Origin of the sequence: Kitasatospora sp. NPDC036755 (assembly GCF_040636595.1) — a bacterium.
Lineage (GTDB): Bacteria > Actinomycetota > Actinomycetes > Streptomycetales > Streptomycetaceae > Kitasatospora.
Genome location: NZ_JBEZUT010000039.1, coordinates 10,332 through 31,867, shown reverse-complemented (window position 1 = coordinate 31,867; position 21,536 = coordinate 10,332). Strand labels below are relative to the sequence as shown.

Annotated in this window: 18 protein-coding genes and 1 pseudogene; 4 read left to right on the top strand and 15 right to left on the bottom strand. The window is 75.1% G+C overall.

Features of this window, described 5'->3' with window-relative positions; translation table 11 throughout:
• The first annotated feature begins 278 nt into the window (after positions 1-278).
• A complete protein-coding gene (locus tag AB0E96_RS08900; protein ID WP_359820369.1) occupies positions 279-1,643 on the top strand; it encodes an FAD-dependent oxidoreductase in 1,365 nt (454 codons plus the stop codon).
• Between the two features lie 231 nt (positions 1,644-1,874).
• Here the strand turns inward: AB0E96_RS08900 and AB0E96_RS08895 are convergent, their stop codons facing one another.
• The 3 genes from AB0E96_RS08895 to AB0E96_RS08885 all read right to left on the bottom strand — a co-directional run bounded on the left by AB0E96_RS08895 (position 1,875) and on the right by AB0E96_RS08885 (position 6,774).
• Positions 1,875-2,492: a TetR-like C-terminal domain-containing protein gene (locus AB0E96_RS08895; RefSeq protein ID WP_359820366.1), complete on the bottom strand. Its 618-nt coding sequence runs from the start codon at positions 2,490-2,492 to the stop codon at positions 1,875-1,877.
• 729 nt (positions 2,493-3,221) lie between these two features.
• Complete coding sequence (locus tag AB0E96_RS08890; protein WP_359820364.1) at positions 3,222-5,279, bottom strand: histidine kinase; 2,058 nt, start codon at positions 5,277-5,279, stop codon at positions 3,222-3,224.
• Positions 5,280-5,403: 124 nt separating this feature from the next.
• On the bottom strand, positions 5,404-6,774 hold the full coding sequence (locus tag AB0E96_RS08885; RefSeq protein ID WP_359820361.1) for a hypothetical protein: 1,371 nt from the start codon (positions 6,772-6,774) through the stop codon (positions 5,404-5,406).
• Positions 6,775-6,946: 172 nt separating this feature from the next.
• On the opposite strand from AB0E96_RS08885, the gene AB0E96_RS08880 reads away from it, so the two are divergent.
• Complete coding sequence (locus tag AB0E96_RS08880) at positions 6,947-7,339, top strand: DUF302 domain-containing protein (protein WP_359820358.1); 393 nt, start codon at positions 6,947-6,949, stop codon at positions 7,337-7,339.
• 10 nt (positions 7,340-7,349) lie between these two features.
• On the top strand, positions 7,350-8,195 hold the full coding sequence (locus tag AB0E96_RS08875; protein ID WP_359820355.1) for a universal stress protein: 846 nt from the start codon (positions 7,350-7,352) through the stop codon (positions 8,193-8,195).
• A gap of 96 nt (positions 8,196-8,291) precedes the next feature.
• On the opposite strand, the gene AB0E96_RS08870 is transcribed toward AB0E96_RS08875, so the two are convergent.
• The 6 genes and pseudogenes from AB0E96_RS08870 to AB0E96_RS08845 all read right to left on the bottom strand — a co-directional run bounded on the left by AB0E96_RS08870 (position 8,292) and on the right by AB0E96_RS08845 (position 14,163).
• Positions 8,292-9,509: a cytochrome P450 gene (locus tag AB0E96_RS08870; protein ID WP_359820353.1), complete on the bottom strand. Its 1,218-nt coding sequence runs from the start codon at positions 9,507-9,509 to the stop codon at positions 8,292-8,294.
• Positions 9,510-9,602: 93 nt separating this feature from the next.
• Positions 9,603-9,821, bottom strand: a complete 219-nt coding sequence (locus AB0E96_RS08865; RefSeq protein WP_359820351.1) for a ferredoxin — start codon at positions 9,819-9,821, stop codon at positions 9,603-9,605.
• A gap of 216 nt (positions 9,822-10,037) precedes the next feature.
• Positions 10,038-10,481, bottom strand: a pseudogene (locus AB0E96_RS08860) (alpha/beta fold hydrolase); the annotation flags it as partial.
• A 31-nt stretch (positions 10,482-10,512) separates the two neighbouring features.
• The gene (locus AB0E96_RS08855) at positions 10,513-10,863 is read right to left on the bottom strand and encodes a DUF6300 family protein (RefSeq protein ID WP_359820349.1); all 351 of its coding nucleotides are present in this window, start codon (positions 10,861-10,863) and stop codon (positions 10,513-10,515) included.
• The gene (locus AB0E96_RS08850; RefSeq protein WP_359820347.1) at positions 10,860-11,081 is read right to left on the bottom strand and encodes a hypothetical protein; all 222 of its coding nucleotides are present in this window, start codon (positions 11,079-11,081) and stop codon (positions 10,860-10,862) included. The genes AB0E96_RS08855 and AB0E96_RS08850 overlap by 4 nt, the downstream gene beginning before the upstream one ends.
• 283 nt (positions 11,082-11,364) lie before the next feature.
• A complete protein-coding gene (locus AB0E96_RS08845; RefSeq protein ID WP_359820345.1) occupies positions 11,365-14,163 on the bottom strand; it encodes a PKD domain-containing protein in 2,799 nt (932 codons plus the stop codon).
• Between the two features lie 351 nt (positions 14,164-14,514).
• On the opposite strand from AB0E96_RS08845, the gene AB0E96_RS08840 reads away from it, so the two are divergent.
• Positions 14,515-15,603: a branched-chain amino acid aminotransferase gene (locus AB0E96_RS08840; RefSeq protein WP_359820342.1), complete on the top strand. Its 1,089-nt coding sequence runs from the start codon at positions 14,515-14,517 to the stop codon at positions 15,601-15,603.
• A 50-nt stretch (positions 15,604-15,653) separates the two neighbouring features.
• Here AB0E96_RS08840 and AB0E96_RS08835 read toward each other — a convergent pair whose 3' ends face one another.
• Genes AB0E96_RS08835 through AB0E96_RS08810 form a run of 6 tightly spaced genes read right to left on the bottom strand, consistent with a single transcriptional unit; the run spans position 15,654 to position 21,489 of the window.
• The gene (locus AB0E96_RS08835; protein ID WP_359820340.1) at positions 15,654-17,228 is read right to left on the bottom strand and encodes a long-chain fatty acid--CoA ligase; all 1,575 of its coding nucleotides are present in this window, start codon (positions 17,226-17,228) and stop codon (positions 15,654-15,656) included.
• 38 nt (positions 17,229-17,266) lie between these two features.
• The gene (locus AB0E96_RS08830; protein ID WP_359820337.1) at positions 17,267-18,214 is read right to left on the bottom strand and encodes an alpha/beta fold hydrolase; all 948 of its coding nucleotides are present in this window, start codon (positions 18,212-18,214) and stop codon (positions 17,267-17,269) included.
• The gene (locus tag AB0E96_RS08825) at positions 18,211-19,170 is read right to left on the bottom strand and encodes a beta-ketoacyl-ACP synthase 3 (RefSeq protein ID WP_359820335.1); all 960 of its coding nucleotides are present in this window, start codon (positions 19,168-19,170) and stop codon (positions 18,211-18,213) included. Before AB0E96_RS08825 ends, AB0E96_RS08830 begins: the two co-directional genes overlap by 4 nt.
• Entirely contained in the window at positions 19,167-19,979 is an 813-nt protein-coding gene (gene fabI / locus AB0E96_RS08820; protein ID WP_359820333.1) for an enoyl-ACP reductase FabI, read from the bottom strand. The genes AB0E96_RS08825 and fabI overlap by 4 nt, the downstream gene beginning before the upstream one ends.
• A complete protein-coding gene (locus tag AB0E96_RS08815) occupies positions 19,979-21,238 on the bottom strand; it encodes a beta-ketoacyl-[acyl-carrier-protein] synthase family protein (protein ID WP_359820331.1) in 1,260 nt (419 codons plus the stop codon). Before AB0E96_RS08815 ends, fabI begins: the two co-directional genes overlap by 1 nt.
• Entirely contained in the window at positions 21,235-21,489 is a 255-nt protein-coding gene (locus tag AB0E96_RS08810) for an acyl carrier protein (RefSeq protein ID WP_188301678.1), read from the bottom strand. Before AB0E96_RS08810 ends, AB0E96_RS08815 begins: the two co-directional genes overlap by 4 nt.
• Between the last annotated feature and the right edge of the window lie 47 nt (positions 21,490-21,536).

Sequence of the window (21,536 nt, the reverse complement as noted above, 5' to 3'; positions counted from 1 at the left end):
ACGACCGGGCCGACTCCATCCAAGCGCCCGGCCGACGGCAAGTCGAGCAACGGCGGGGCCCCGTGCGTGTCGGTCCGCGAGCCCGCACCCCCGCCCCGACAGCACGCCCCGGCCGCCGCCGCGCGTCCACCCGGTGACCTACGAACGCGGACCCACGGGGCATAGACCCGACCTATGACGCCATAGATCACCACCGCCTACTTCCCAGGTCATCCGTAGGGTTTGCTAAAAAGGTTCAGACCACGTTTGCAACCGCGCCCGACCGGAGGACCACCGTCATGCCCCGCCCGATCCGAGTCGCGATCGTCGGAGCCGGCCCCGCCGGCATCTACGCCGCGGATGCCCTGCTGAAGTCCGACGCCGCCCAGGACCCCGGTGTCTCGATCGACCTGTTCGAGCGGATGCCCGCCCCGTTCGGCCTGATCCGCTACGGGGTCGCGCCCGACCACCCGCGCATCAAGGGCATCGTCACCGCCCTGCACCAGGTGCTCGACAAGCCCCAGGTCCGGCTGTTCGGCAACGTCGACTACCCGAACGACCTCGCGCTGGACGACCTGCACCGCTTCTACGACGCCGTGGTCTTCTCCACCGGCGCGATGGCCGACCGGGCCCTGGACATACCCGGCATCCACCTCGACGGCTCCTACGGCGCCGCCGACTTCGTCTCCTGGTACGACGGGCACCCGGACGTCCCCCGGACCTGGCCGCTGGAGGCCGAGAAGGTCGCCGTCCTGGGCGTCGGCAACGTCGCCCTGGACGTCGCCCGGGTGCTCGCCAAGACCGCCGACGAGCTGCTGCCCACCGAGATCCCGCCGAACGTGTACGAGGGCCTGAAGCGCAACCGGGCCGTCGAGGTGCACGTCTTCGGCCGCCGCGGCCCCGCCCAGGCCAAGTTCAGCCCGATGGAGCTGCGCGAGCTGGACCACTCGCCCACCATCGAGGTGATCGTCGCCCCCGAGGACATCGACTACGACGAGGGCTCGATCGCCGAGCGCCGCGCGGTCAAGCACGTCGACCTGGTCGCCTCGACCCTGGAGAACTGGGCGATCCGCGACGTCGGCGACCGCCCGCACCGGGTGTACCTGCACTTCTTCGAGTCCCCGGTGGAGGTGCTCGGCGAGGACGGCCGGGTGGTCGGTCTGCGCACCGAGCGCACCGAGCTGGACGGCACCGGCAACGTGCACGGCACCGGCGGCTTCACCGACTGGGACGTGCAGTCGGTGTACCGCGCGGTCGGCTACTACTCCGACGAGCTGCCCAAGCTGCCCTTCGACCCGGCCTCGGGCACCGTCCCGCACCAGGCCGGACGGGTCCTGGACGGCGACGGCTCGCACCACACCGCCACGTACGTGACCGGCTGGATCAAGCGCGGCCCGGTCGGCCTGATCGGCCACACCAAGGGCGACGCCAACGAGACCGTCGCCTGCCTGCTGGACGACCACGCCGCCGACCGCCTGCCCGGCGCCGTCGAGCCCGACCCGGCGGCCGTGGAGGAGCACCTGCGGGCGCAGGGCGTCCGCTTCACCACCTGGGACGGCTGGAAGCTGCTGGACGCCCACGAGCGCGCGCTCGGCGAGGCCGAGCAGCGCGAGCGGGTCAAGGTCGTCGAGCGCGAGGACATGCTCCGCCACAGCGGCGCCTGAGCCGCGGGGGAACGGCGGGCGGCGGGGTCCCGGCACGGGGCGCCGCCGCCCGCCGAATCCCGCGGACATCGACCCCGGAACCCCTCCGGAGCCTTCCCCCGGGATTCCCGCCGTTTCCGCTTTCCGCACCGGGAAGCGCGCAGCGGGAGGCGGGCAGCGGAAAGCGGGGGGCGGGCAGCGGGAAATGCGCGGGCCCCCGCCGACCGTCCCGCCCCCACCGGGGTACGTCCGTCAGGGGCGGACGATCGGCAGCAGCAGCTCGTCGACGATCTCCGCCGGATCGAGCTGCACGGCCTCCCCGCCGCACATCTTGATCCGGTACAGCAGCAGCGCCGGCACCAGGTCGGTGACGAGCGGGGTGACCGATCCGGGGCGGACCTCTCCGCGCTCGGTGCCGCGGTCCAGCACCTCGGCGATCAGCGCCGTCGTCGGCTCGACCACCCGTTCCAGCACGATCTCCACGAAGGCGCGCGCCCGCCGGTGGTCGAGCTCGCTCATGACGGCCCGTACCGCGGCGCCCAGCTCGCTGACCATCGCGGCGCGCAGCCTGGTGACCACCTCCAGCAGGTCGCCGCGCAGGCTGCCGGTGTCGGGGGCCGGTCCGGGGGCCGGCAGGCTGGCCCGCAGCGCGTCCTTGACCAGCTCCTCCTTGGAGGACCAGCGGCGGTAGAGCGCGGCCTTGCCGGTCTGTGCGGCGGCGGCCACCCCCTCCATGGTGAGCCGGGCGTAGCCGTCGGTGGTGAGCTGCTGGAGGACCGCCTCGTAGATGGCGCTCTCCAGTGCCTCGCCGCGCCGCCGCTGCGGGACGCCCGTGTCCGGTCCGTGCCCGGCATCCGTCTCAACGGCCATGCTCGCCCACCTTCTTCATTCGCCTTTCCTCGCACCCTTCGCAGCACGCATCGGCCGCCGGATCTCCGGGAAATCCCGGTCCGGCCGCGTGGGCGCCCGCACATCCGCAGGGTGAAGCATTGCGTATATCACGATTTTCGACGGCCCGGGCATCCCGGGAACCACTGTCGATGTTAGTGAACGAACCCGTCCCGCCGTGCTCCGGGAAACGGCCCGACGACCGGGCCCGCGCCGAGCCCGGCGGCCCCTCCCCCACGACGGGACCGGGACGGGACCGTGGCCCCATGCGGCTGGGGCGCCGTCAGCGATGGCATGGAGGAGCGGGTCGAAGCCGGACCCGCCTGCGGAATCCCCGTGGAGGACCCCATGACCGACAGAACGGCCAGCACGGCGCTGGTGGCCGCCGGTGTCACCGCGGTCTTCGCCGCGGTGAGCGTCGCCGCCGCCATCCGGGCCTGCAGGTGCCCGGTCCCGGGCGGCGAGGGCGCCCCGGGAGCGAAACACAGCCGTCGCGGCCCCAGTGCCTCGACCAGTCCCTCCCACCCCAGTCCCCGCCGCTGCACGCCCCCGAACTGCCACTGACCCCCTCTCCACCGTCCCCCTCTCCCGCCCCCGGCCGCCCGTCGCGCCGGGGGCGCTTCGGTCCGCACAGGCACACCGCGCAGGACCACCGTCATCGTGCGGGCACTCACCGGAGGAGGAGGCCCTGCCGGGCGCGAGGTCCCGCCCTCACCCGCTCGCGGGCCGGCGCGGGAGCACCGCGTGCACCCGCGTCCCGTGCCGCAGGGCGTCCACGGTGCAGCTGCCGCCGATCTCCGCGGCCCGCTCGGACATCGACTGGATCCCCACCCCCGGGTGCACCGGCAGGCCGTGGTCCGGGCCCTGCCCGTCGTCCTCGACGTCGAGCCGCAGCCGCCCGGCGTCCACCCGGACGGACACCGTGGCGCTGCTCGCCCGGGCGTGGCGCAGCACGTTGTTGAGCGCCTCCGCGGTGATCCGGTAGACGGCGACCTCGACGGCGGCGGGCAGCGCCGGCAGCGGGTCGGGCTCCAGCCGGGCGGTGACGGTGAGGTCCGGGCCGCTGAAGGTCTCGGCGAGCCGGTTGAGCGCGCAGGACAGGCCGTAGTCGCCCAGCGCGGTGGGCCCCAGCCGGTCGGTGATCCGCCGGACCTCCCGGACGGCCGAGGCGAGGTCGTCCGCGACCCGGTCCAGCACGGTGGCGAAGCGCGCCGGGTCGTCCACCGCCGCGGCGGCCTGGAGGCGCAGCCGCAGCCCGGCCAGCATCGGGCCGATCCCGTCGTGGATGTCCCGGCGCAGCTGGCGGCGCTCCTCCTCGCGGGCGGCGACGATCTGTTCCCGGCTGGCCCGCAGGTCCTCCGTCAGCTGGAGCGAGGCGACGGCGGGCGCGGCCTGGTCGGCGAGCGAGCGCAGGATGTCGCGGTCGCTGCCGTCGAGCACCCGCTGGCCCCGGCGCGGGGCGACGACCAGCCGCCCGATGCGGTCCCCGCGGTGCACCAGCGGGAAGGCCTCGTCGCTGCCGGAGAGCTCCCCGACGGCGGCCAGCGACCGTTCGCCGCCCCGGGTGGAGACGGTCAACTCCACACCGGGCAGGAGCAGTTCGTCACTGACGGTGCGGCACAGCACGGCCGGGACCTCCTGCGGGTCGACGGTCTGGCTGACCCTCCCGGCGAGGCTGCGCAGCACCTGGTACGGCTGCGCGCGCGAACCGTAGTACCAGCGGTCGACGACGTCGGAGGCCCAGCGCACGCCCTTCGGAAGGCCGGTGGCGAGCAGGAAGACGGCGGCGACCACCACCAGCGCCCCGAGTCCGCGCCCGGGCATCAGCATGGTCGACAGCAGGCAGGCCACCACCACGAAGACCACGGCCAGCCCGGCGGCCACCAGCAGGCCGACCAGCACCCGCCGGGCGGCCCGGTCGAGGTGCCACGAGCCGTCCCGGACCACGACGGCGGCCAGGGTCACCGTCCACAGCGCCGAGGTGACGGCGAACGCGGCGTACGCGAGGGCGCCCTGGTCGAAGTAGTAGCCGAGCTCGGCCCCGCCCCACAGCAGGTAGACCCCGAGGGCGGTCAGGACGTTCTGGCGGCGGCGCCGGGAGACCCCGCGGACGCGGGACAGCGGCACCAGCACCACCAGGACGGTCAGCGCGACGTACACGACGAGCTGGGTGTCGAGCATCCGGTCGTTGAAGCCCTGCAGCCAGTTCGCGAGCCCGCTGCCCGCGAACGGGTTGGGCCGGCCGAACACGGTGGGCTCGGCGACGTAGTAGCTCGCCGGAGGCAGCCGCCACAGGGCCACGGCACCGATCGCCCACCACCACCGCCCGCTCGGCAGCGTCCCGAACGGCAGCCACAGGGGCAGCGCGTGCCACAGGGCGCCACTGACGGTGTCGCACAGCGAGGACAGGACCGCCACCGCCCCGACCACGTGCGGATCGCCCCCCTGGACCCAGACCGGGGCCTCCGCGGCGACCGGGACGATCGAGGTGGCGCCGTACACGAGCAGCACCCAGCCGAGCTGGTTGCCCGGCCGGTGGGCGTGCAGCAGCACCCCGCCGGCGACGGCGGCGAGGCCGTACCCGAGCACCGCCAGGTCGTGGACGGGCACGGAGACGCCGGGCGCGCCGAGGTGGCTCAGCACGTACCCGACCCACAGGCCGCCGACCACCAGGCAGAGGAGCGCGCACAGCCCGGCCGCGGCCAGTTGCCGCTCCGCCGGACCGGATCGTGGCCGCCACCAGGCTCTACGCGTGCTCTCCGCAGCCATCTGCGCCCTCTCCCTCGTCGGGCCCCTCCGGATTCCTGAAGTCTGCTGCACCCGTTGTCCCGGGTGCATGAGGCAGCGGCCCCGACGGCCCTCGTGGCGGCGCGGGGAGGGCCCCGCCGGGCCGTCAGACGTGCTCCGCCAGCACGGCCCGCACCTGCGCCAGCAGCGTCCGGTGGTCCTCGCCGTACGTCACCACCGCCGCGTACACCGCGTCGATCGCGGCCCGCAGCGAGTCCGGCTCGGCCGCGCCGACCACGGCGGGCAGCGCCATGTGCGGCTGCGACACCGGCCAGTCGGGCTCGACCGGGCCGAAGCCGGCGGCGGAGCCCCGGACGGTGTAGCCGAAGGTGCCGAAGGCCGCCCCCTCGACGAAGACCGCTCCCTCGGCGACGGCCGTCGCATCGGCGAAGACCGCTCCCTCGACGGCGGGTGCCGGGGGGTGCGGCACCTTGGCGTCGAACGGCTCCGGCCACGAGGCGGGCTTCGGCTGCGGGAGGGGCACCGCCCACGGTCCGTCGGGGTCCGGGTGCGGGGGCCGGAAGGGCTCGCGCTCCGGCGGGACGGCCCGGCGGACCGCCCGGTCGGGCACGCGCGGGTCCCCGGCCAGGACCTGCCAGAGCGCGACCCGGTCGTCGAAGGGCGGAGGCAGCGGGCGGTCCTCGTCCAGGGCGGTCAGCGCGGCGGCGACCCAGTCGAGCTCGGCGAGGCCCGCCACCGTGCAGGCCCGCCGGGCGGCGAACCGCGCCACCGCGTACCGGGCCCGCGGGCCGGCGTCGTCCAGGGCGTGCAGCAGGGGCGCGTCGAACTCCAGCAGGCCCCGGACGTTGCCGGTCACGCCGCGCAGGGCCGCGCTCGGCCGCCGTCCGCCCCACTCCCACAGCTCGGCGGCGGCCCGGTTCTCCTCCGCCACCCGCTCCCGAGCGAGCCGGGCCCGGTCCTCCTCCGCCGCGCGCTCCTCGGGCGTGGGCGGCGGCGGCAGCTTCCGGGCGCAGTCGTGCCAGTAGGCGGCCTGCGCCGAGGTCTGCCGCAGGACCCGGTCGGGCGCGGGCGGGGCCGGCCAGAACTGGAGCAGGTAGCGGTCCACCGGTGGCTCGCCGGACACCAGGGTGTCGAGCCGGTGCCCCTCGTCCATTCCCCGGGCGCAGTAGCGCACCCGGTGGTCCGTCTCCGCGAGGTCCAGCTCCCCGGCGACGCCGCCGCCCCACTCCACCAGGCTGCACTCGTCGGAGGCAGGACGGAACGACACCTCCACCACGTCCTCCCAGCCCTCGTCCAGCGGCGGGGCCTGCTCGTGCACCTCCACGGTGAACCCGACCGTCCCGGTGTGCAGACCGGTGGTCAGCCAGAGCGCGCCGGGCACGGCCGCGCCGCAGAGCCCGGAACGCTGACCGGCGAACGCGTTCGCCAGATCGGGCCCCGCGCCATCGGGATCGCTCTCCACGTAGAGCTGCCCGTAGTGGACCCGCACCTCGCCGTCGACCGGCCTGCGCACCATCACAACACCCTCCCCGGAAGCAGTACGGCACGAGCCTAGGAGGCACCACCGACAGCGCACCCACCGAGCCCGCCCCGACGGACCGCCGGCACCGCGCCGCGGTCCGTCCCGAGAGGCGGCGGGCACGGCGCCCGCCGATACTGGGGCCGCCCGGACTCTTGCGGAGGAACCCATGGACTACGGTCTCGGCGTACGGCTCGACCGGCCGTTCGCGCAGGCGGTGGAGGCGGTCACCGCCGCGCTCAAGGAACAGGGCTTCGGCGTCCTGACCACCATCGACGTCCGGGCGACGCTGCGCGAGAAGATCGGCGCGGAGATCGAGGACTACCTGATCCTCGGCGCCTGCAACCCCGCCCTCGCCCACCGCGCGCTCCGGGCCGACCGCCGCATCGGGTTGCTGCTGCCCTGCAACGTGGTCGTCCGGGCCGACGGCGACGCCACGGTGGTCGAGGCCGTCGACCCGCAGACGATGGTCACCCTGGCCGGCCCCGGCGGCGGCCTCGGCGAGGTCGCGGACGAGGCGGCGCAGCGGCTGACCGCCGCCCTGGACACGCTGCGCGGATGAGGAGCACACCATGACCGCACCCGTCGTCGCCGGATTCGACGGCTCGCCCGAGAGCCTCGCCGCCACCGAATGGGCCGCCCGCGAAGCCCGGCGCCGCGCCTGCCCGCTCGACCTCCTGGAGGCGTGGCCGTGGCCGCACCGGGACGTCGTCGGCAGCGAGGAGACCTACCGGCACGCGCTGGACCGGCTGGAGCACCGGGCCGAGGAGCTGCGCCCACTGGCCGGCGACGGGCCGGTCACCTCGGCGATCGTCCCGACCGACCCGGCCGAGGCACTGGAGGCCGCCGGGAACTCGGCCTCCCTGCTGGTGCTGGGGTCACGCGGACTGGGGCCCGTACGCGGCTTCCTGGTCGGCTCGGTGAGCCAGGAGGTGCTGCGCCGGGCGAGCTGCCCGGTGGTGCTGGTCCGGGCGGAGCCGGTCGAGTCCGACGGCCCGGTCCTGGTCGGCCTCGACCTGACCCACGCGATGGACGACGTGCTGGCCTTCGCCTTCGACGCGGCCGCCCGGCGCGGGGCGCCGCTGCGGGTCGTGCACATCTGGGCGCCCCCGGTCGCCACCGAGTACATGGCGCTCCAGGCCGTCGGCGGGCTCAAGGGCGAACTCTCCGCCGTCGAACGGACCCGCTTCGCCGAACAGCTGGACCCGTGGCGCGAGCGCCACCCCGAGGTGTCGGTGACCGCCGACCTGATCCAGGGCAGCCGCTCCGTGGCCCTGGTGGACGCGGCGGCCGGAGCCCGGCTGCTCGTCGTCGGCCGCCGCATCCGCCGCACCCTGCTCGGCGCCCACCTCGGCCCCGTCGCCCACGCCGCGATCCACCACGTGGTCTGCCCGGTCGCCCTCGTCCCGCACGACTGACGGGCTTCGGCGGGGCGTCACCGGGTGCGCGACGCCACGCGTGGTGCGCCGGGAGACCAGCCGGCACCCCGGTGAGGGTTCTCCGTGGGCTCCCGCTCACCAGGTCACGGGCAGTGACCGCATCCCGTAGATGAACGAATCCGTGCGGAACTCGCGCTCGCCGGTCACCCGCAGCCCCGGCAGCCGGCGGAACAGCGTCTCCAGGGCAATCTGGAGTTCGGCGCGGGCCAACGGCTGGCCCAGGCACTGGTGCACGCCGAAGCCGAACGCCAGGTGCCGCCGGGCGTCCCGGTCCAGGTCCAGCTCGTCCGTCGCCCGACGGCCGGCGCCGCCGAACACCGCGTCGTCCCGGTTGGCGGTGGAGAGCATCGCCATCACGCCCTCCCCGGCCCGGACGGTGACGCCGCCCAGCTCCACGTCCTCCAGCGCCACCCGGGGCAGGCCGGTGTGCACGATGGTCAGCAGCCGCAACAGCTCATCCACCGCACCGGGCAGGGTGGCCGGGTCGGCCAGGCCGGGGATCTGCTCGGGGTGCTCCAGCAGCAGCGCGGTCGACAGCGAGATCATGCTCGCGGTCGTCTCGTGCCCGGCGATCAGCAGCAGCACGGCCATGCCGGCCACGTCGTCCGGCGTCAGGTCGTCCCGCGCCGCGAGCCGGCTGAGGGCGTCGTCCTCCGGCTGTGCGCGCTTGCGGGCCGTCAGGTCGCGCAGGTAGTCCCGGACCTCCTCCTGGGCCTCCCGGAGCTGCTCCACGGTGCTCTCCCGGCTGAGCATCGTGCGGCTCAGGCTCTGGAAGCGGTCGTGGTCCTCGTACGGCACGCCGAGCAGCAGGCAGATCACCAGCGAGGGCACCGGCAGCGCGAAGTCGGTGACCAGGTCGGCCGTGGTCCGGCCCGCGGTCATCCGGTCCAGTGCCTCGTCCACGATCCGCTGGATCTCCGGGCGCAGCGCCTCCACCCGCTTGACCAGGAACTCCCCGGTGATCATGCGGCGCTGGCGGGCGTGCTCGGGGTCGTCGAGCCGCAGGAAGTCCGGATTGTCGGTGATCAGTTCGCGAGCGCCCGCGACGAGCAGCGGGAAGGCCGGGTGGCGTATGTCGGCGCTGAACCGGCGGTCGGACAGCACGGTGCGGACCTCGGCGAAGCCGGTGACCAGCCAGCAGAGGTCGCCGTCGGGCAGTTCGGCCCTGGTCACCGGCCCGGTGGCGGCGGCCTCGGGGTACGCGGGCGGCGGGCCGAACGGGCAGCCGCCGGAGTGCCGGGCCGGCAGCAACGGGACGGCGGGGGCGATGGGCGTGGTGGGTGTGGTGGTCACGGTGGGAGTCTCCTCACGTCGCGGGTGTCCTCGTGGGGTTCAGGGAGCCCGGGAAGGTGCCCAGCGGCCTGCGGGGCCGGCGGCGGAGGTCCGTCAGGCGCCGGTCCGCGCGGACTCGTCCCCGGTGACGGTGATCGCCCGGCCCGGGCAGAGCTCGGAGGCGAGTCTGACGCCGTCGAACTGCTCGGGCAGCAGCACGGTCTGACGGAGCGTCACGAGACTGTCCCGCTCGTCCTGGTCGAAGACCGCGGGGGCGTTCGTCACGCACAGGCCGGAGCTGCAGCAACGGTCCCGGTCGACGCTCACCTGCATGTCGGGCACCTTTCGCCAGGGCGGCACCGACTGCCCGGCGGCCGCCGCTTGTTGTCCCGGTCAACCTAGCCGTCGCCGGTCCGCCTACTGAGGGGTACGGTGGCCGGATCGAGAATGGCCGATTCGGCCCCTGTGCGTGAACCCCCTTGCGGCGTAGTGCGTTTCCATCGGCGGTACTTCCCGGGCGGGTCGGCGGGCCCGGGCGCGCGGACGGCCTCACGAGCCTTCGTCGGCGGCCGACTCCCGTACGGGGGCCACCGTGTCGGCCTCGGTGGCCCTCTCCTGCGGCCGGTGGCGCACCACCCGGGCGCACCGCGGGGCCGGCCCGGCGGGGTAGCGGGCCCGCGCTGGACGCCGTCGAAGGCGACCCCGCCGACCGGTTCCGGCCGGACCGGCACCGTCCGGGCGTCCTGCCCGGCCTCCTGGGCGGGCACCTCGGCGGTCTGCCGGGCGAACGTCCGGCCGGTCGGCTCCGCGGATCTGGCGGGCGACGACGTCGGGGTGGGACATCATCGGCACGTGCGAGGAGCCGATCTCGACGGTGCGCGACTTCGCCCGCCGGGATTCGAAGCGCTCCAGGTCGGGCGCGAGCGCCCGGTCCTGCTTCGAGACGACGCACCAGGACGGGATGTCGCGCCAGGCGGCGGCCGGTTTCGCCGGCCCGGCCGGAGGGCGACCGCTACCCCGGTGCTCACAGCTCCCCGGCCCGGTACCGGGCCGCCTCCTCCTCCAGGACCGCCGGGTCGGGCGTGCGGTGGCGGACGACGCTCACCCACCGGCGGGCGAGCGCCCCGAGGTCGGCGGGCCGCTCGGCCGTCGGGCCGCCGAGCAGGGCGAGCAGCCCGGCGGCCGCCGGGTCGTCCTCGTCGCAGACGGCGCAGAGCGTGGCCTCCTTGAAGCCGGTCACCGGCTTCCCGGACCGGTTCGGCCAGGAGTGCGGGTAGCGGGCGGTCAGCAGGGCGGGGTTGCCGCAGCGCCGGCAGGGCGGGAGGGCGGCGGTGCGGACCTCGATGCCGGCGGGGAGCCCGTTCGGGGCCGTCATGCCGGGCCCGCCCAGGCGTCGGCGCCGAAGGCGGCCTCGATGTCGGAGGCCATGGCGGCCGTGAACTCGGCCGGGTGGTTCGCGCTCAGGTGGGCGGTCCAGGAGGAGACGAGGCCGTAGCCGACGGTGTGCGACGTGTTGAAGGCGTAGCCGGCGAACGGCAGCATCACATCCCACAGGGCCTTGATCGACTCACCGGAGTAGCCTCCCGCACGCATGCCGGCGTGAAACCTCTCCCGTTCGGCGGCCAGGACGTCCGGCTTCCTCTTGCCCGTCGCCCGGCGCGGCACGTCCGGCGCCGCCCGGGGCGCAGCCGGCCGGTCGGCGGGCGATGGCCATGGTCTGCTCCTGGTGGACGAGCAGGTGGCGGGTGGAGCCCTGCCTCCTCGCGGTCCGCCCCGACCGCCCCGCCGCCATCCGGCTGCCGGGCACGCCGCGGACGTGGGACGGGGCCGGCGCGCCCGTGCGGGTGCGCCGGCCCCGTGCGGGGGTCGAGGCCGGTCAGCCGGCCGTGAAGTAGCCGTAGAGGTCGGTGATCAGGTCGACGCCGGCCGAGTTGTTCCGCAGCCGGATCGCCCCGTTCGTGCCGAGCGGGACCTGGGCGTGGTTGGCCACCGTCTGCCCGGCGCGGAAGTTGAGGTTGCTGGTGCCGGGGGCCGGGGTGAGGTCCGGGTAGGCGATGACGTGCCCGTCGGAGAGCGGCCCGGTCGCGGTCAGGTTGACCACGCCGGCCACGGCGTTCGCCGGGACCGGACCGGCGCCGCCGATCCGGACGGTGGTCTCCGCGCCGGGGCCGAGGGCGGACAGCGGTGCGACCCGGGTGTCCTGCAGCCGGACCGGGATGACGGGGGTGAACCGTCCGGTGGCGCCGCCCCCGTAGTAGCCGACGACGTCGGCGATCACGTGGGTGGAGCCGTCGTTGTTGTAGACGTCCACCGTGCCGTCCGGGCCGAGCGGCACGATCACCTGGTTCGCCACCGTCTGTCCGGGCGCGAAGTTCAGGCTGGACGTGGCCGGCCGGCCGCTCTGTCCGCCGGGCCGGGCCGCCAGGTAGCCGTTCGCGGTGGGCTCGGTGGCGGTCAGGTTGAGGGCGACGGCCTTGGCCCCGGCCGGGACGCCCGCGGCGCCGGCCACCTTCAGCGGCAGCGAGGCGCCGGGCGCCACCTTGGCGCCGGACCGGCGGGTGTCGGCGAGCCGGGCGGGCGGCAGCGGGGCGTAGCCGTCCTGGGCCTGCGGCAGGTAGTAGCCCATCAGGTCGACCACCACGTCGACGGTGCCGGCGTGGTTGGTGAGGCCGAAGTTGTAGCCGCTCGTCGACGTGACCGGAACGGTCACCAGGTTGGCGACGGTCTCGCCGGGGGCGACGTTCAGGCCGGAGGTCCCGCTCGGGGCGCCGCCGATGGTGGAGGTGTCCAGGTGGGTGCTCGCGGAGGCGCCGGTGGCGGTGATGTTCATGACCGCCGCGGTGGCGCCCTGCGGGAGGCCCGCGATGATCGGCCGGCTCTCACCGGGTCCGAACCCGCCGGCGCGGCCGGGGTCGTTCGCCGGGTCCCGGGTGTCGTAGATCCGCTTCGGGGCCACCGGGACGAAGCCCGCCGGGGCGAATCCCACGCTGACCGCGGTCGTGGCCCGGTCGGTCTGCCCGGCGGTGTCGGTCACGGCGACCGAGGCGGTGTAGGTGCCGGGTGTGGTGTACATGTGGCTGGCGTAGTCCTTGGCCGAGGTCTCGACCGGCGAGCCGTCGCCGAAGTCGTACGCGTAGGAGGCGATCTCCCAGGGACTGGTGCTCTTGATGGCGCTCAGGGAGAACTGGAAGCCCCCGGAGGGGTTCGTGGCCTCCAGCACGGCCTTCGCCGGGCCGGGGTCGCTCACCCTCACTCTGCCCCCGTAGGCCCCGTACCCGTCGCCGAGGCTGGTGAGCCGCTGGCCGTACCCGTCGGTGGCGGTGACGGCGATCTGGTAATCGCCCTTGGTGGTGTAGGTGTGCGGGACGGTCTTCTCCGCGCTGGTCACCGGGGCGCTGCCGTCGCCGAAGTCGAAGGTGTACGTCTGGTCGGACGTCCACTCGTTGTGGGCGGAGGCCGTGGCCCTGACCGTCAGCGGGTAGGCGCCGCGGTCCAGGTCCGTCGCGACGGACACGTCGATCAGCCCGTACCGTTCGTACGCGCCGCGGTCCCGGTGGCCGCCGCCCGGGGCGTTCGGCACCTTCGGGTCGTCGATGACCGGCCGGCCGGCCTGGTCGGTGTCGGGCAGGCCGGGTGCCGAAGGGTCTCCGGAGTCGATCGACACGGACCACTCCTCCGGGAGGCTCGGCACTCCCCCGCTGACGGTCGGCCCGGATTCGGCGAGGTCGTGGGCGGCCTGGCCGGTGGCCGCCCGCAGGGCGGGCAGCCGGTAGGCCGTTCCGGCCCACCGGTAGCCGCCGTCGCCCTCGTCGGTGACCAGGTTGTAGTCGACCTTGGTGTCCGCCACCGAGCCCGGTCCGACGTCGAGCTGGGCGGCGCCGGGGCGCTTCCCGCTCACGTTGCGCACCAGGACGTTGTTCTCCACCACGGCTCCGGCGGAGGCCCCGGCCAGGACGATCCCCGAGTCCCGGTTGTAGCTGACCGTGTTCCCGGTGACCACCGCCCCCGGGGAATCCGTCACGGTGATGCCGGTCGAGGACTGCCCGATGTCGTTGGTGGTCACGACCGCGCGCCGGACTCCGGCGCCGATGCCGATGCCGTCGCCGACGTTGAACTGGCTGCGGCTCACGGTGACGTCGCTGCTCGCCCCGGCGACGGAGAGGCCGCCGGTGAACGTCGCGTACGAGCCCTGGACGAAGAGCCGGTCGAGGGTGACGGCCGAGGAGTCCGTGACGGTGACGGCCGTGTCCTGCGCGAACGCGAAGAGCTCGCGCACCTCCACGTCATGGACCCCGGTCAGGGTGAAGGCGTGGACGCCCTGCTTCTCCTGCGGCGCCATCACCGAGACCCGGGGCTCGGTGTTCGGGCGCCCGGTAGCCCACTCGCCCACGAACCTGATCGGGTGCCCCGGCGTGCCGGAACGGCGGACGTCCACCTGCTCGGCGTACTCGCCCGGCGCGATCCGCACCGTCTGCCCGGGCAGGACAACGCCGGCGGCGGCGCCGATGGTGCAGTACGGCACGGCCCGGCTGCCCGGGCCGGTGTCGGAGCAGGACGCGGTCTTGGCCACGTACAGCTCCGTGGCGGGCTCGGCGGCGAGGGCCGCGGGCGGCGGCATGCCGACGACGGCCGCGAGGGCCGCCGCGGTCGCCGCGACGGCGGGACGAAGGCGCAAGGGTGGAACCTCTCCGGTGGGCGCGGCCACGGCCGCGCGGCAGGTCGTTGTGGGGGCCACGTGACGGTTCGGTGCGCGGGCCGCCGATATTTGATCACTCGTTCGACCGGGTGTCGAGATCTTTCCCGCCCGGCCCGCGGGGCCGCTGTCGGGCGGGGCTCCGTCGCAGGTCACACCGTCGGCGAGTGGACCGCGACGGGCCGGAGCCGCCGTTCGCGGGGAACCGGCGGTTCCGGGTTCGACCGGGCCGCGCCGTATCACGTCCGGCTGACGACCGTTAGCATGACGGGTATGACGCCGACCACCGGCGCCGGTTCGCACAGATTCCAGAGCAGTGTCGAGGAGTTGACGATGAGTCGCGCTTTCCCTCTGTCCCGGACGACCGACCCCGTGGCCGAGGAGGAGCGGCGCACCATCCTCGCGGCACCGGGGTTCGGCAAGTTCTTCACCGACCACATGGCCTCGGCCACCTGGACGCCCGCCGAGGGCTGGCACGACCGCAAGGTCTCCGCGCTGGTGCCGTACTCGTTGCACCCCAGCGCCGCCGTGCTGCACTACGCCCAGGAGATCTTCGAGGGCCTGAAGGCCTACCGCCGCGCCGACGGCAGCGTCTGGCTGTTCCGCCCGGAGATGAACGCCCGCCGCTTCGCCCGCTCCGCCGAGCGGCTCGCCCTGCCGGTGCTGCCGGAGGAGGACTTCCTCACCAGCGTCGAGGAGCTCGTCCGCGCCGACGAGGCGTGGGTGCCGGACTCCGCCGACGAGAAGAGCCTCTACCTGCGGCCGTTCATGTTCGCCTCGGAGGCCTTCCTGGGCGTCCGGCCCGCCGAGGAGATCGCCTACTCGGTCATCGCCAGCCCGGCCGGTCCGTACTTCCCCGGCGGGGTCACCGGCATCACGCTCTGGGTCAGCAGCAACTACACCCGCGCCGGCCGGGGCGGCACCGGCGCCGCCAAGTGCGGCGGCAACTACGCCTCCAGCCTGGCCGCGCAGCTCGAGTCCCGCAAGAACGGCTGCGACCAGGTGCTGTTCCTGGACGACACGGGCGGCGAGGGCGACCTGGAGGAGTCCGGCACGATGAACCTGTGCCTGGTCACCTCGGCCGGCGAGCTGGTCACCCCGGGCCTCGGCAACATCCTCGACGGGGTGACCAGGGACTCGATCCTGGCCCTGGCGGGCGAGTTCGGGCTGACCCCGGTGGAGCGCTCGATCACCCTCTCCGAGCTGCGTTCCGGCGCCGCCGACGGCACGGTCACCGAGGTGTTCGCCGCCGGGACGGCCGCGGTGATCACCCCGATCGTCGGATTCAAGGGCGAGGGCTACGAGTTCACCGTCGGCAACGGCACGCCGGGCAAGCAGACCATCGCGATCCGCGAGCACGTGCTGGACATCCAGTACGGGCGCGCCGAGGACGTCCACGGCTGGATGCGCCGGGTGGTCTGACCGGCCGGGGCGGCCCGACCGGGCCGCCCCGCGCGCTCAACCCCGCGCGCTCAGCCCCGCTCGGGCACCACGACCTCGCGCTTGAGGATCTTCCCGGTCGGCCCCTTGGGCAGCGCGTCGACCGTCCAGACCAGCCGCGGGTACTTGTACGGGGCGACCCGCTCCTTGACGAAGGCGCGGATGTCCTCCGGCGTCGCCGACGCGCCCTCGCGCAGGACCACGGCGGCGGCCACCTCCTGGCCGTGGGTGGGGTGGGGGACGCCGATCACCGTCGCCTCGGCGACCGCCGGGTGCTCGTACAACACGTCCTCCACCTCCCTCGGGTAGACGTTGAAGCCACCGCGGATGATCAGGTCCTTGCGCCGGTCGACGATCCGGAAGTCGCCGCGCCCGTCGCGGGTGCCGAGGTCCCCGGTGTGCAGCCAGCCGTCCCGGACGGTCTGCGCGGTGGTGTCCGGCCGGCGCCAGTAGCCCTTCATCACGTTGTGGCCCCGGATCACCACCTCGCCGACCGTGCCGTCCGGCACTTCCCGGCCGGCGTCGTCGACGATCCGCATCCGCACCCCCTCGATCGGGATGCCGACGGTGCCCGCGATCCGTTCCCGGTCGCTGCGGTTGGCGCAGGCCAGCGGCGAGGACTCGGACAGCCCGTAGCCCTCCAGCACCACGCAGTCGAAGTCGCTCTCGAAGCCGCGCAGCACCTCGGGCGGCATCGACGCGCCGCCGCCCAGGCACACCCGCAGCGAGGAGGCGTCGTACTCGGCGCGCCGCGGGTGGGTCAGCATCAGGGTGTACATGGTGGGGACGCCGAGGAAGACGCTCACCCGGTCGCGCTGGATCACCGAGAGCGCGGCGAGCGGGTCGAAGCGCCGCACCAGCGTCATGCAGGCTCCGACCGCCACCGCGCAGTTGAGGCCGATCACCTGGCCGAAGGAGTGGAACAGCGGCAGCCCACCGAAGATCACGTCCCCCTCGACCATCCCGAGCACCCGGACGCCGGCCCGGACGTTGCACACGATGTTGCGGTGGGTCAGCTCGGCGCCCTTCGGCGCCCCGGTGGTGCCGGAGGTGTAGAGGATGACCGCGGTGTCCTCTCCCCCGCGTCCGGCTGCCTCCGGCGGGCCGGACGGCTGCTCGGCGAGCGCCGCGGCGAGGGCGGCGGGCTCGACGGCGACCAGCCGGGTACCGGTCTGCCGCACGCCCTCGACCGCCTGCTCGGCGCCCGTGTGCCAGGCGAGCAGCACGGCGGCCCCGGCGTCGCCGAGGCAGTGCTCGATCTCCCGGGCCTTCAGCAGCGGGTTCATCGGGACGACCACCGCCCCGGCCCGCAGGATGCCGTAGTAGAGCACCGCGAACTCCGGCACGTTGGGCAGCAGGACGGCGACCCGGTCGCCGGGCGCGACGCCGAGGGCGGCCAGCCAGTGCGCGGCCCGGGCGCTGCGCGCCTCCAGCTCGGCGAAGTCCAGCACCTCGTCGTCGAGCCGCAGCACGGGGTGGTCCGGGCAGCGGGCGGCGGTCGCGGAGAGCAGGTCGGGGATGCCGTACGGGAGGTCCGCTCCGGCGGACGGGTCGCCGGCGGACGGCGCGGCGGCGCTCGCGGCGGACGGGTCGGGGGCGACGGGCATGCGGATGCTCCTCGGGACGGCGGGGCTCGGTCTGGTCCTCATACGGTCGGACGGATGCCGCTCTGTGACGCGGCGCCGTCCTCGGACCCCGCACCCGCACCCGCACCCGCGGCCGAAGCCGAAGCCGCGGCGAGCATCCACGGGGCGATCCGCTCCACCAGCCCGCGGTTGTGCCGGATCCAGCGGAAGTGGTCCAGCGGGCGGCCGTCCGCCTGCGCGGCGCGGTAGCTCCAGCGCTCCGCCCGGCCCGGGGGCAGCTTGGCGCACAGGTGGTCGACGGCCCGCGGCGGGGCGAGCTCGTCGCCCTGCACGTCAACCGCCAGCACCGGCAGGTCGACCCGGGCCAGCGCCCCCTCGTAGTCGGTGACGGCGCCGCGCACCCGGTAGCGGCCGGTGCGCATCTGCCGCGCCCAGTCCCGCATCAGCCGGGCCGACTCCCGGCCGCCGAAGCCGAACCGCTCACCGGGCCAGTACCCGAGCACCGCCGAGGCGACGATCGAGAACTGGCTCAGCGCCAGCCGGCGCAGGCCCGCCGGCATGCCGAAGGTCCGGTACCAGGCGGACCCGCTGGCCACCAGCACCGCGCCGGCGAGCCCGGGCCGGTACACCCCGCAGTGCACCAGGCCCAGTTGCCCGCCCAGGCTGTGCCCGAGCAGCAGGCGCGGCGCGCCCGGGAACGCCCCGGCCACCGCGTCGAGCACCGCGCCGAAGTCGTGTTCCACCAGCTCGCGGAAGCCGAAGTCGACCCCGTGCCGGGGCACCGGCCGGCTCTCGCCGTGGCCGCGCAGGTCGCAGGTGGCCACGCTCAACCCGGCCGCGTGCAGGGCGCGGACCAGCGGGGTGTAGTGCCGGGCGGCCGTCCCCATCGCCGGGAGGACGACCACCACCGGGGCGGTCGGCTCCGGCCGGGCCAGCGCCCGCACGGTGAGCCGGGCGCCGTCCGGCGCGGCGATCTCGGCGATCACGGGGAACCGGGGGGTCCTCACGTCCCGGCCTCCCCACCGGCACCCGGCCGCCAGCCGATCACCCCGGCGCCCCAGGTGATGCCGGCGCCGAACGCGGCGAGGCCGAGCAGCTTCGGGCCGTCCAGCAGGCCCTCCTCGCGGGCGTGGGTCAGGCCCAGCGGGATCGAGGCCGCCGAGGTGTTGGCGACCCGGTGCACGTTCAGGTAGAGCCGCTCCGGGGGCAGCCCCACCTCCTTGCCGACCGCGCGCACGATCCGGGCGTTGGCCTGGTGGGCGACGAACAGGTCGAGGTCCTCGCAGGTCAGGCCGCGCCGGGTGAGCACCTCCCGGGTGGCGGCGGACATCTTCTCCACCGCGTGGTCGAACACCTCCCGGCCGTCCATCCGCAGCTTGCGGTCCTCCCGGTCGGCGTAGAGCAGCGGGATCTGCTCGCCGTCGCTGCCGAGCGAGAAGCACGGCTCGGGCGCGCCGGGCACGTCGGCGACCACCGCGGCGCCGGCGCCGTCGGCCAGCAGCACCGCGGTGCCGCGGTCCTCGTGGTCGGTGATCCTGGTCAGCGCGTCGGCGCCGCAGACCAGCACCGCGTCGGCCCGGCCGGTCTCGATCAGCGCGGCGGCGTGGTCCAGGCCGTAGACGAACCCGGCGCAGGCCGCGTGCAGGTCGAAGGCGGTGGCCTGCGGCATGCCGAGCCGGGCGGCGACCTCCACCGACACCCCGGGGGTGACCCGGTCGGGGGTGATGGTGGCGACCACGACGTGCCGGATGCTCGCGGCGCTGCGGCCGGAGCCGCGCAGCGCCTGCTCGGCGGCGGCCACCACGAGGTCGGCGAGCCGGCCGTCCGGCGCCAGGAAGCGGCGCTCCTCGATGCCGGTGCGCTTGACGATCCACTCCGGGGAGGCGCCGATCCGCTCGAAGTACGCGTTGGGGACGACGCGTTCGGGCAGGGCGGCGCCCACCCCCACGATCGCGGGCGTCATGCCGTGCCTCCTTCGGCGAAGGCCGGGCCGGTGCCCATCCGGACGGCGTGCATCCCGCCGTCGGCGTGCAGGATCTCCCCGCTGACGGTGGCGGCGAGGTCGGAGAGCAGGAACAGCACCGGGCCGACCACCAGGGCGGGGTCGGTGCGGTCCCAGCCGAGCGGCGCCTCGGCCTGCCAGCGGTCGGCGATCCGGTCGAAGGTGCTGATGGCCTGCCCGGCGACGGTCTCCACCGGGCCGGCCGCCACCAGGTTGACCCGGACGCCGGACGGGCCGAGGTACATAGCCAGGTAGCGGCAGACCGCGCCGAGCGCCGCCTTGCTCACGCCCATCCAGTCGTAGCCGGCCCAGGCGCCGCTCGCGTCGAAGTCCAGTCCGACGACGCTGCCGCGCCGCCCGTCCGCGGCGAGCAGCGGGGCGAGCGCGGTGGTCAGCGAGTGCAGGGAGACGGCGGCGGTGCGCAGCGCGAGGCCGGCGTCCTCCGGCGGGGTGGTGAGGAAGTTGCCGCTGAGCGCCGTCTGCCGGGCGGCGGCGACGGCGTGCAGCACGCCGTCGACCCCACCCCAGCGCTGCTCCAGTTCCTTCGCCAGCCGGGCGAGGTCCTCGGGCCGGGTGACGTCCAGCTCCAGCACCTCGGTGGGGCGGGGCAGGACGCCCGCCGCCTTCTCGGTGATCCGCCGGGCCCGGCCGAAGCCGGTGAGCAGGACCTCGGCGCCCGCCTCCTGGAGCGCCCTGGCGGTGTGCCAGGCGATGGAGTCCTGGTTGAGCACCCCGGTGATCAGATAGCGGCGTCCGTGGAAGCCGAGCATCACTCCTGGCCTTTCTTCACGCAGGTCGTACCGGACGTCCCCGGGGCGCCGGCCGCCGCCAGCACCAGGGCCGCGTTGTGCCCGCCGAACCCGAAGGAGGTGGAGAGGCCCGCCCGGCGGCCGCCGGGCAGGGTGGCGGGGCCGAGCGGGGTGGCGCGGCGGACCAGGTTGAGCGGACCGAGCTTCTCGTCCGGCTCGCGCAGTCCGACGGTGGGCGGGGCGGTGGCGTGGCGCAGCGCCTGCAGGGTGGCGATGGCCTCGACCGCGCCGGCCGCGCCGAAGAGGTGGCCGGTGCAGGACTTGGTGGAGGAGAGCGGGACGTCCTCCAGGGCCGGGCCGAGCGCCAGCCGCAGCGCGTCGCACTCCGAGCGGTCGTTGAGGACGGTCCCGGTGCCGTGCGCGTTGAGGTAGCCGAGCTGCCCGGGGGTGATCCCGGCCGCGCCGAGCGCCAGGGTGACGGCGCGGGCCGCGGGCTCGCCGGTCGGGTCCGGGGCGGTGAGGTGGTGGGCGTCGCAGGTGGCGCCGTAGCCGAGCACCTCGCCGAGCACGGTGGCGCCCCGGGCGGCGGCGCCGGCTTCGGTCTCCAGCAGCAGGATCCCGGCGCCCTCGCCGATCAGCAGGCCGTCCCGGTCGCGGTCGAAGGGCACCGACCGGCCGCTCTCGGACAGCGCCCCGGCGGTCCGGAACGCGGCCCGCACCAGCTCGGAGGTGGAGGCCTCGGCGCCGCCGACCAGCACCGCGTCGGCGGCGCCGGCGGCGAGCAGCAGCAGGGCGGTGCCGATCGCCTGGGTCGCGCTGCTGCAGGCCGAGGCGAGGCAGAGCGCCTCGCCCCGGAAGCCGTACCGCTGGGCGATCTGCGAGGCCGCGGCGTTGGCCATCATGGCGGGCACCATGAGCGGGGAGACGAACTCCCCGCCCTGCTCCCGGAGCACCTCGGCCTGGCTCTCGAAGCTCGCCGTCCCGCCGAGCGCGCAGCCCACCACGCAGGCGATCCGCTCGGCGGGGTAGGGCGGCGGGCCGTCCGTCCATCCCGCCTGGGCCAGGGCCTCGGCGGCGGCCACGAGCGCGAGCTGGGTGAAGCGGTCGGTGCGGCGGATCTGCTGGCGCGACAGGTGGTCGGCGGGCCGGAAGTCCCGGCACAGTCCGAGCCCGTCGCAGAGCCCGCTCTCGCCGGCCACCGCCCGCCGGTGCAGCTCGTCCGCGCCCACGCCCAGCGGGGTCACCGCGCCCAGGCCCGTGACGACGGCCCTGGGCCTCACTCCAGCCCGGCCTTGCGGCGGCACAGGGCGAGGACCTCGCCGACGGTGTACAGCTGGTCGAAGTCCTTGGGCTTCACCGGGATGCCCAGCTGCTTGCGGATGGACTGGCTGAGCTCGACCATGTCGAGCGAGTCGATCTCCAGCTCGTCCAGGGCGGCGTCGTCGACGATGCCCTCGCGTTCGACGCCGAGGTCGACGAGGGCGTCGACGACGAAGTTCTCGATGGCGGTGCGGTCCAGTGTGTCGGGCATGGCTCTCCTCGTCCGCGCGGGGCGGCGGTGGCGGTGCGGGGTGGGAC

Excerpts from the sequence above, each read along its gene's own strand:
- AB0E96_RS08900 (WP_359820369.1), top strand. The coding sequence starts at position 279 with ATGCCCCGCCCGATCCGAGTCGCGATCGTCGGAGCCGGCCCCGCCGGC.
- AB0E96_RS08895 (WP_359820366.1), bottom strand. The coding sequence starts at position 2,492 with ATGGCCGTTGAGACGGATGCCGGGCACGGACCGGACACGGGCGTCCCG.
- AB0E96_RS08890 (WP_359820364.1), bottom strand. The coding sequence starts at position 5,279 with ATGGCTGCGGAGAGCACGCGTAGAGCCTGGTGGCGGCCACGATCCGGT.
- AB0E96_RS08885 (WP_359820361.1), bottom strand. The coding sequence starts at position 6,774 with ATGGTGCGCAGGCCGGTCGACGGCGAGGTGCGGGTCCACTACGGGCAG.
- AB0E96_RS08880 (WP_359820358.1), top strand. The coding sequence starts at position 6,947 with ATGGACTACGGTCTCGGCGTACGGCTCGACCGGCCGTTCGCGCAGGCG.
- AB0E96_RS08875 (WP_359820355.1), top strand. The coding sequence starts at position 7,350 with ATGACCGCACCCGTCGTCGCCGGATTCGACGGCTCGCCCGAGAGCCTC.
- AB0E96_RS08865 (WP_359820351.1), bottom strand. The coding sequence starts at position 9,821 with ATGCAGGTGAGCGTCGACCGGGACCGTTGCTGCAGCTCCGGCCTGTGC.
- AB0E96_RS08855 (WP_359820349.1), bottom strand. The coding sequence starts at position 10,863 with ATGACGGCCCCGAACGGGCTCCCCGCCGGCATCGAGGTCCGCACCGCC.
- AB0E96_RS08850 (WP_359820347.1), bottom strand. The coding sequence starts at position 11,081 with ATGCGTGCGGGAGGCTACTCCGGTGAGTCGATCAAGGCCCTGTGGGAT.
- AB0E96_RS08840 (WP_359820342.1), top strand. The coding sequence starts at position 14,515 with ATGAGTCGCGCTTTCCCTCTGTCCCGGACGACCGACCCCGTGGCCGAG.
- AB0E96_RS08835 (WP_359820340.1), bottom strand. The coding sequence starts at position 17,228 with ATGCCCGTCGCCCCCGACCCGTCCGCCGCGAGCGCCGCCGCGCCGTCC.
- AB0E96_RS08825 (WP_359820335.1), bottom strand. The coding sequence starts at position 19,170 with ATGACGCCCGCGATCGTGGGGGTGGGCGCCGCCCTGCCCGAACGCGTC.
- fabI (WP_359820333.1), bottom strand. The coding sequence starts at position 19,979 with ATGCTCGGCTTCCACGGACGCCGCTATCTGATCACCGGGGTGCTCAAC.
- AB0E96_RS08810 (WP_188301678.1), bottom strand. The coding sequence starts at position 21,489 with ATGCCCGACACACTGGACCGCACCGCCATCGAGAACTTCGTCGTCGAC.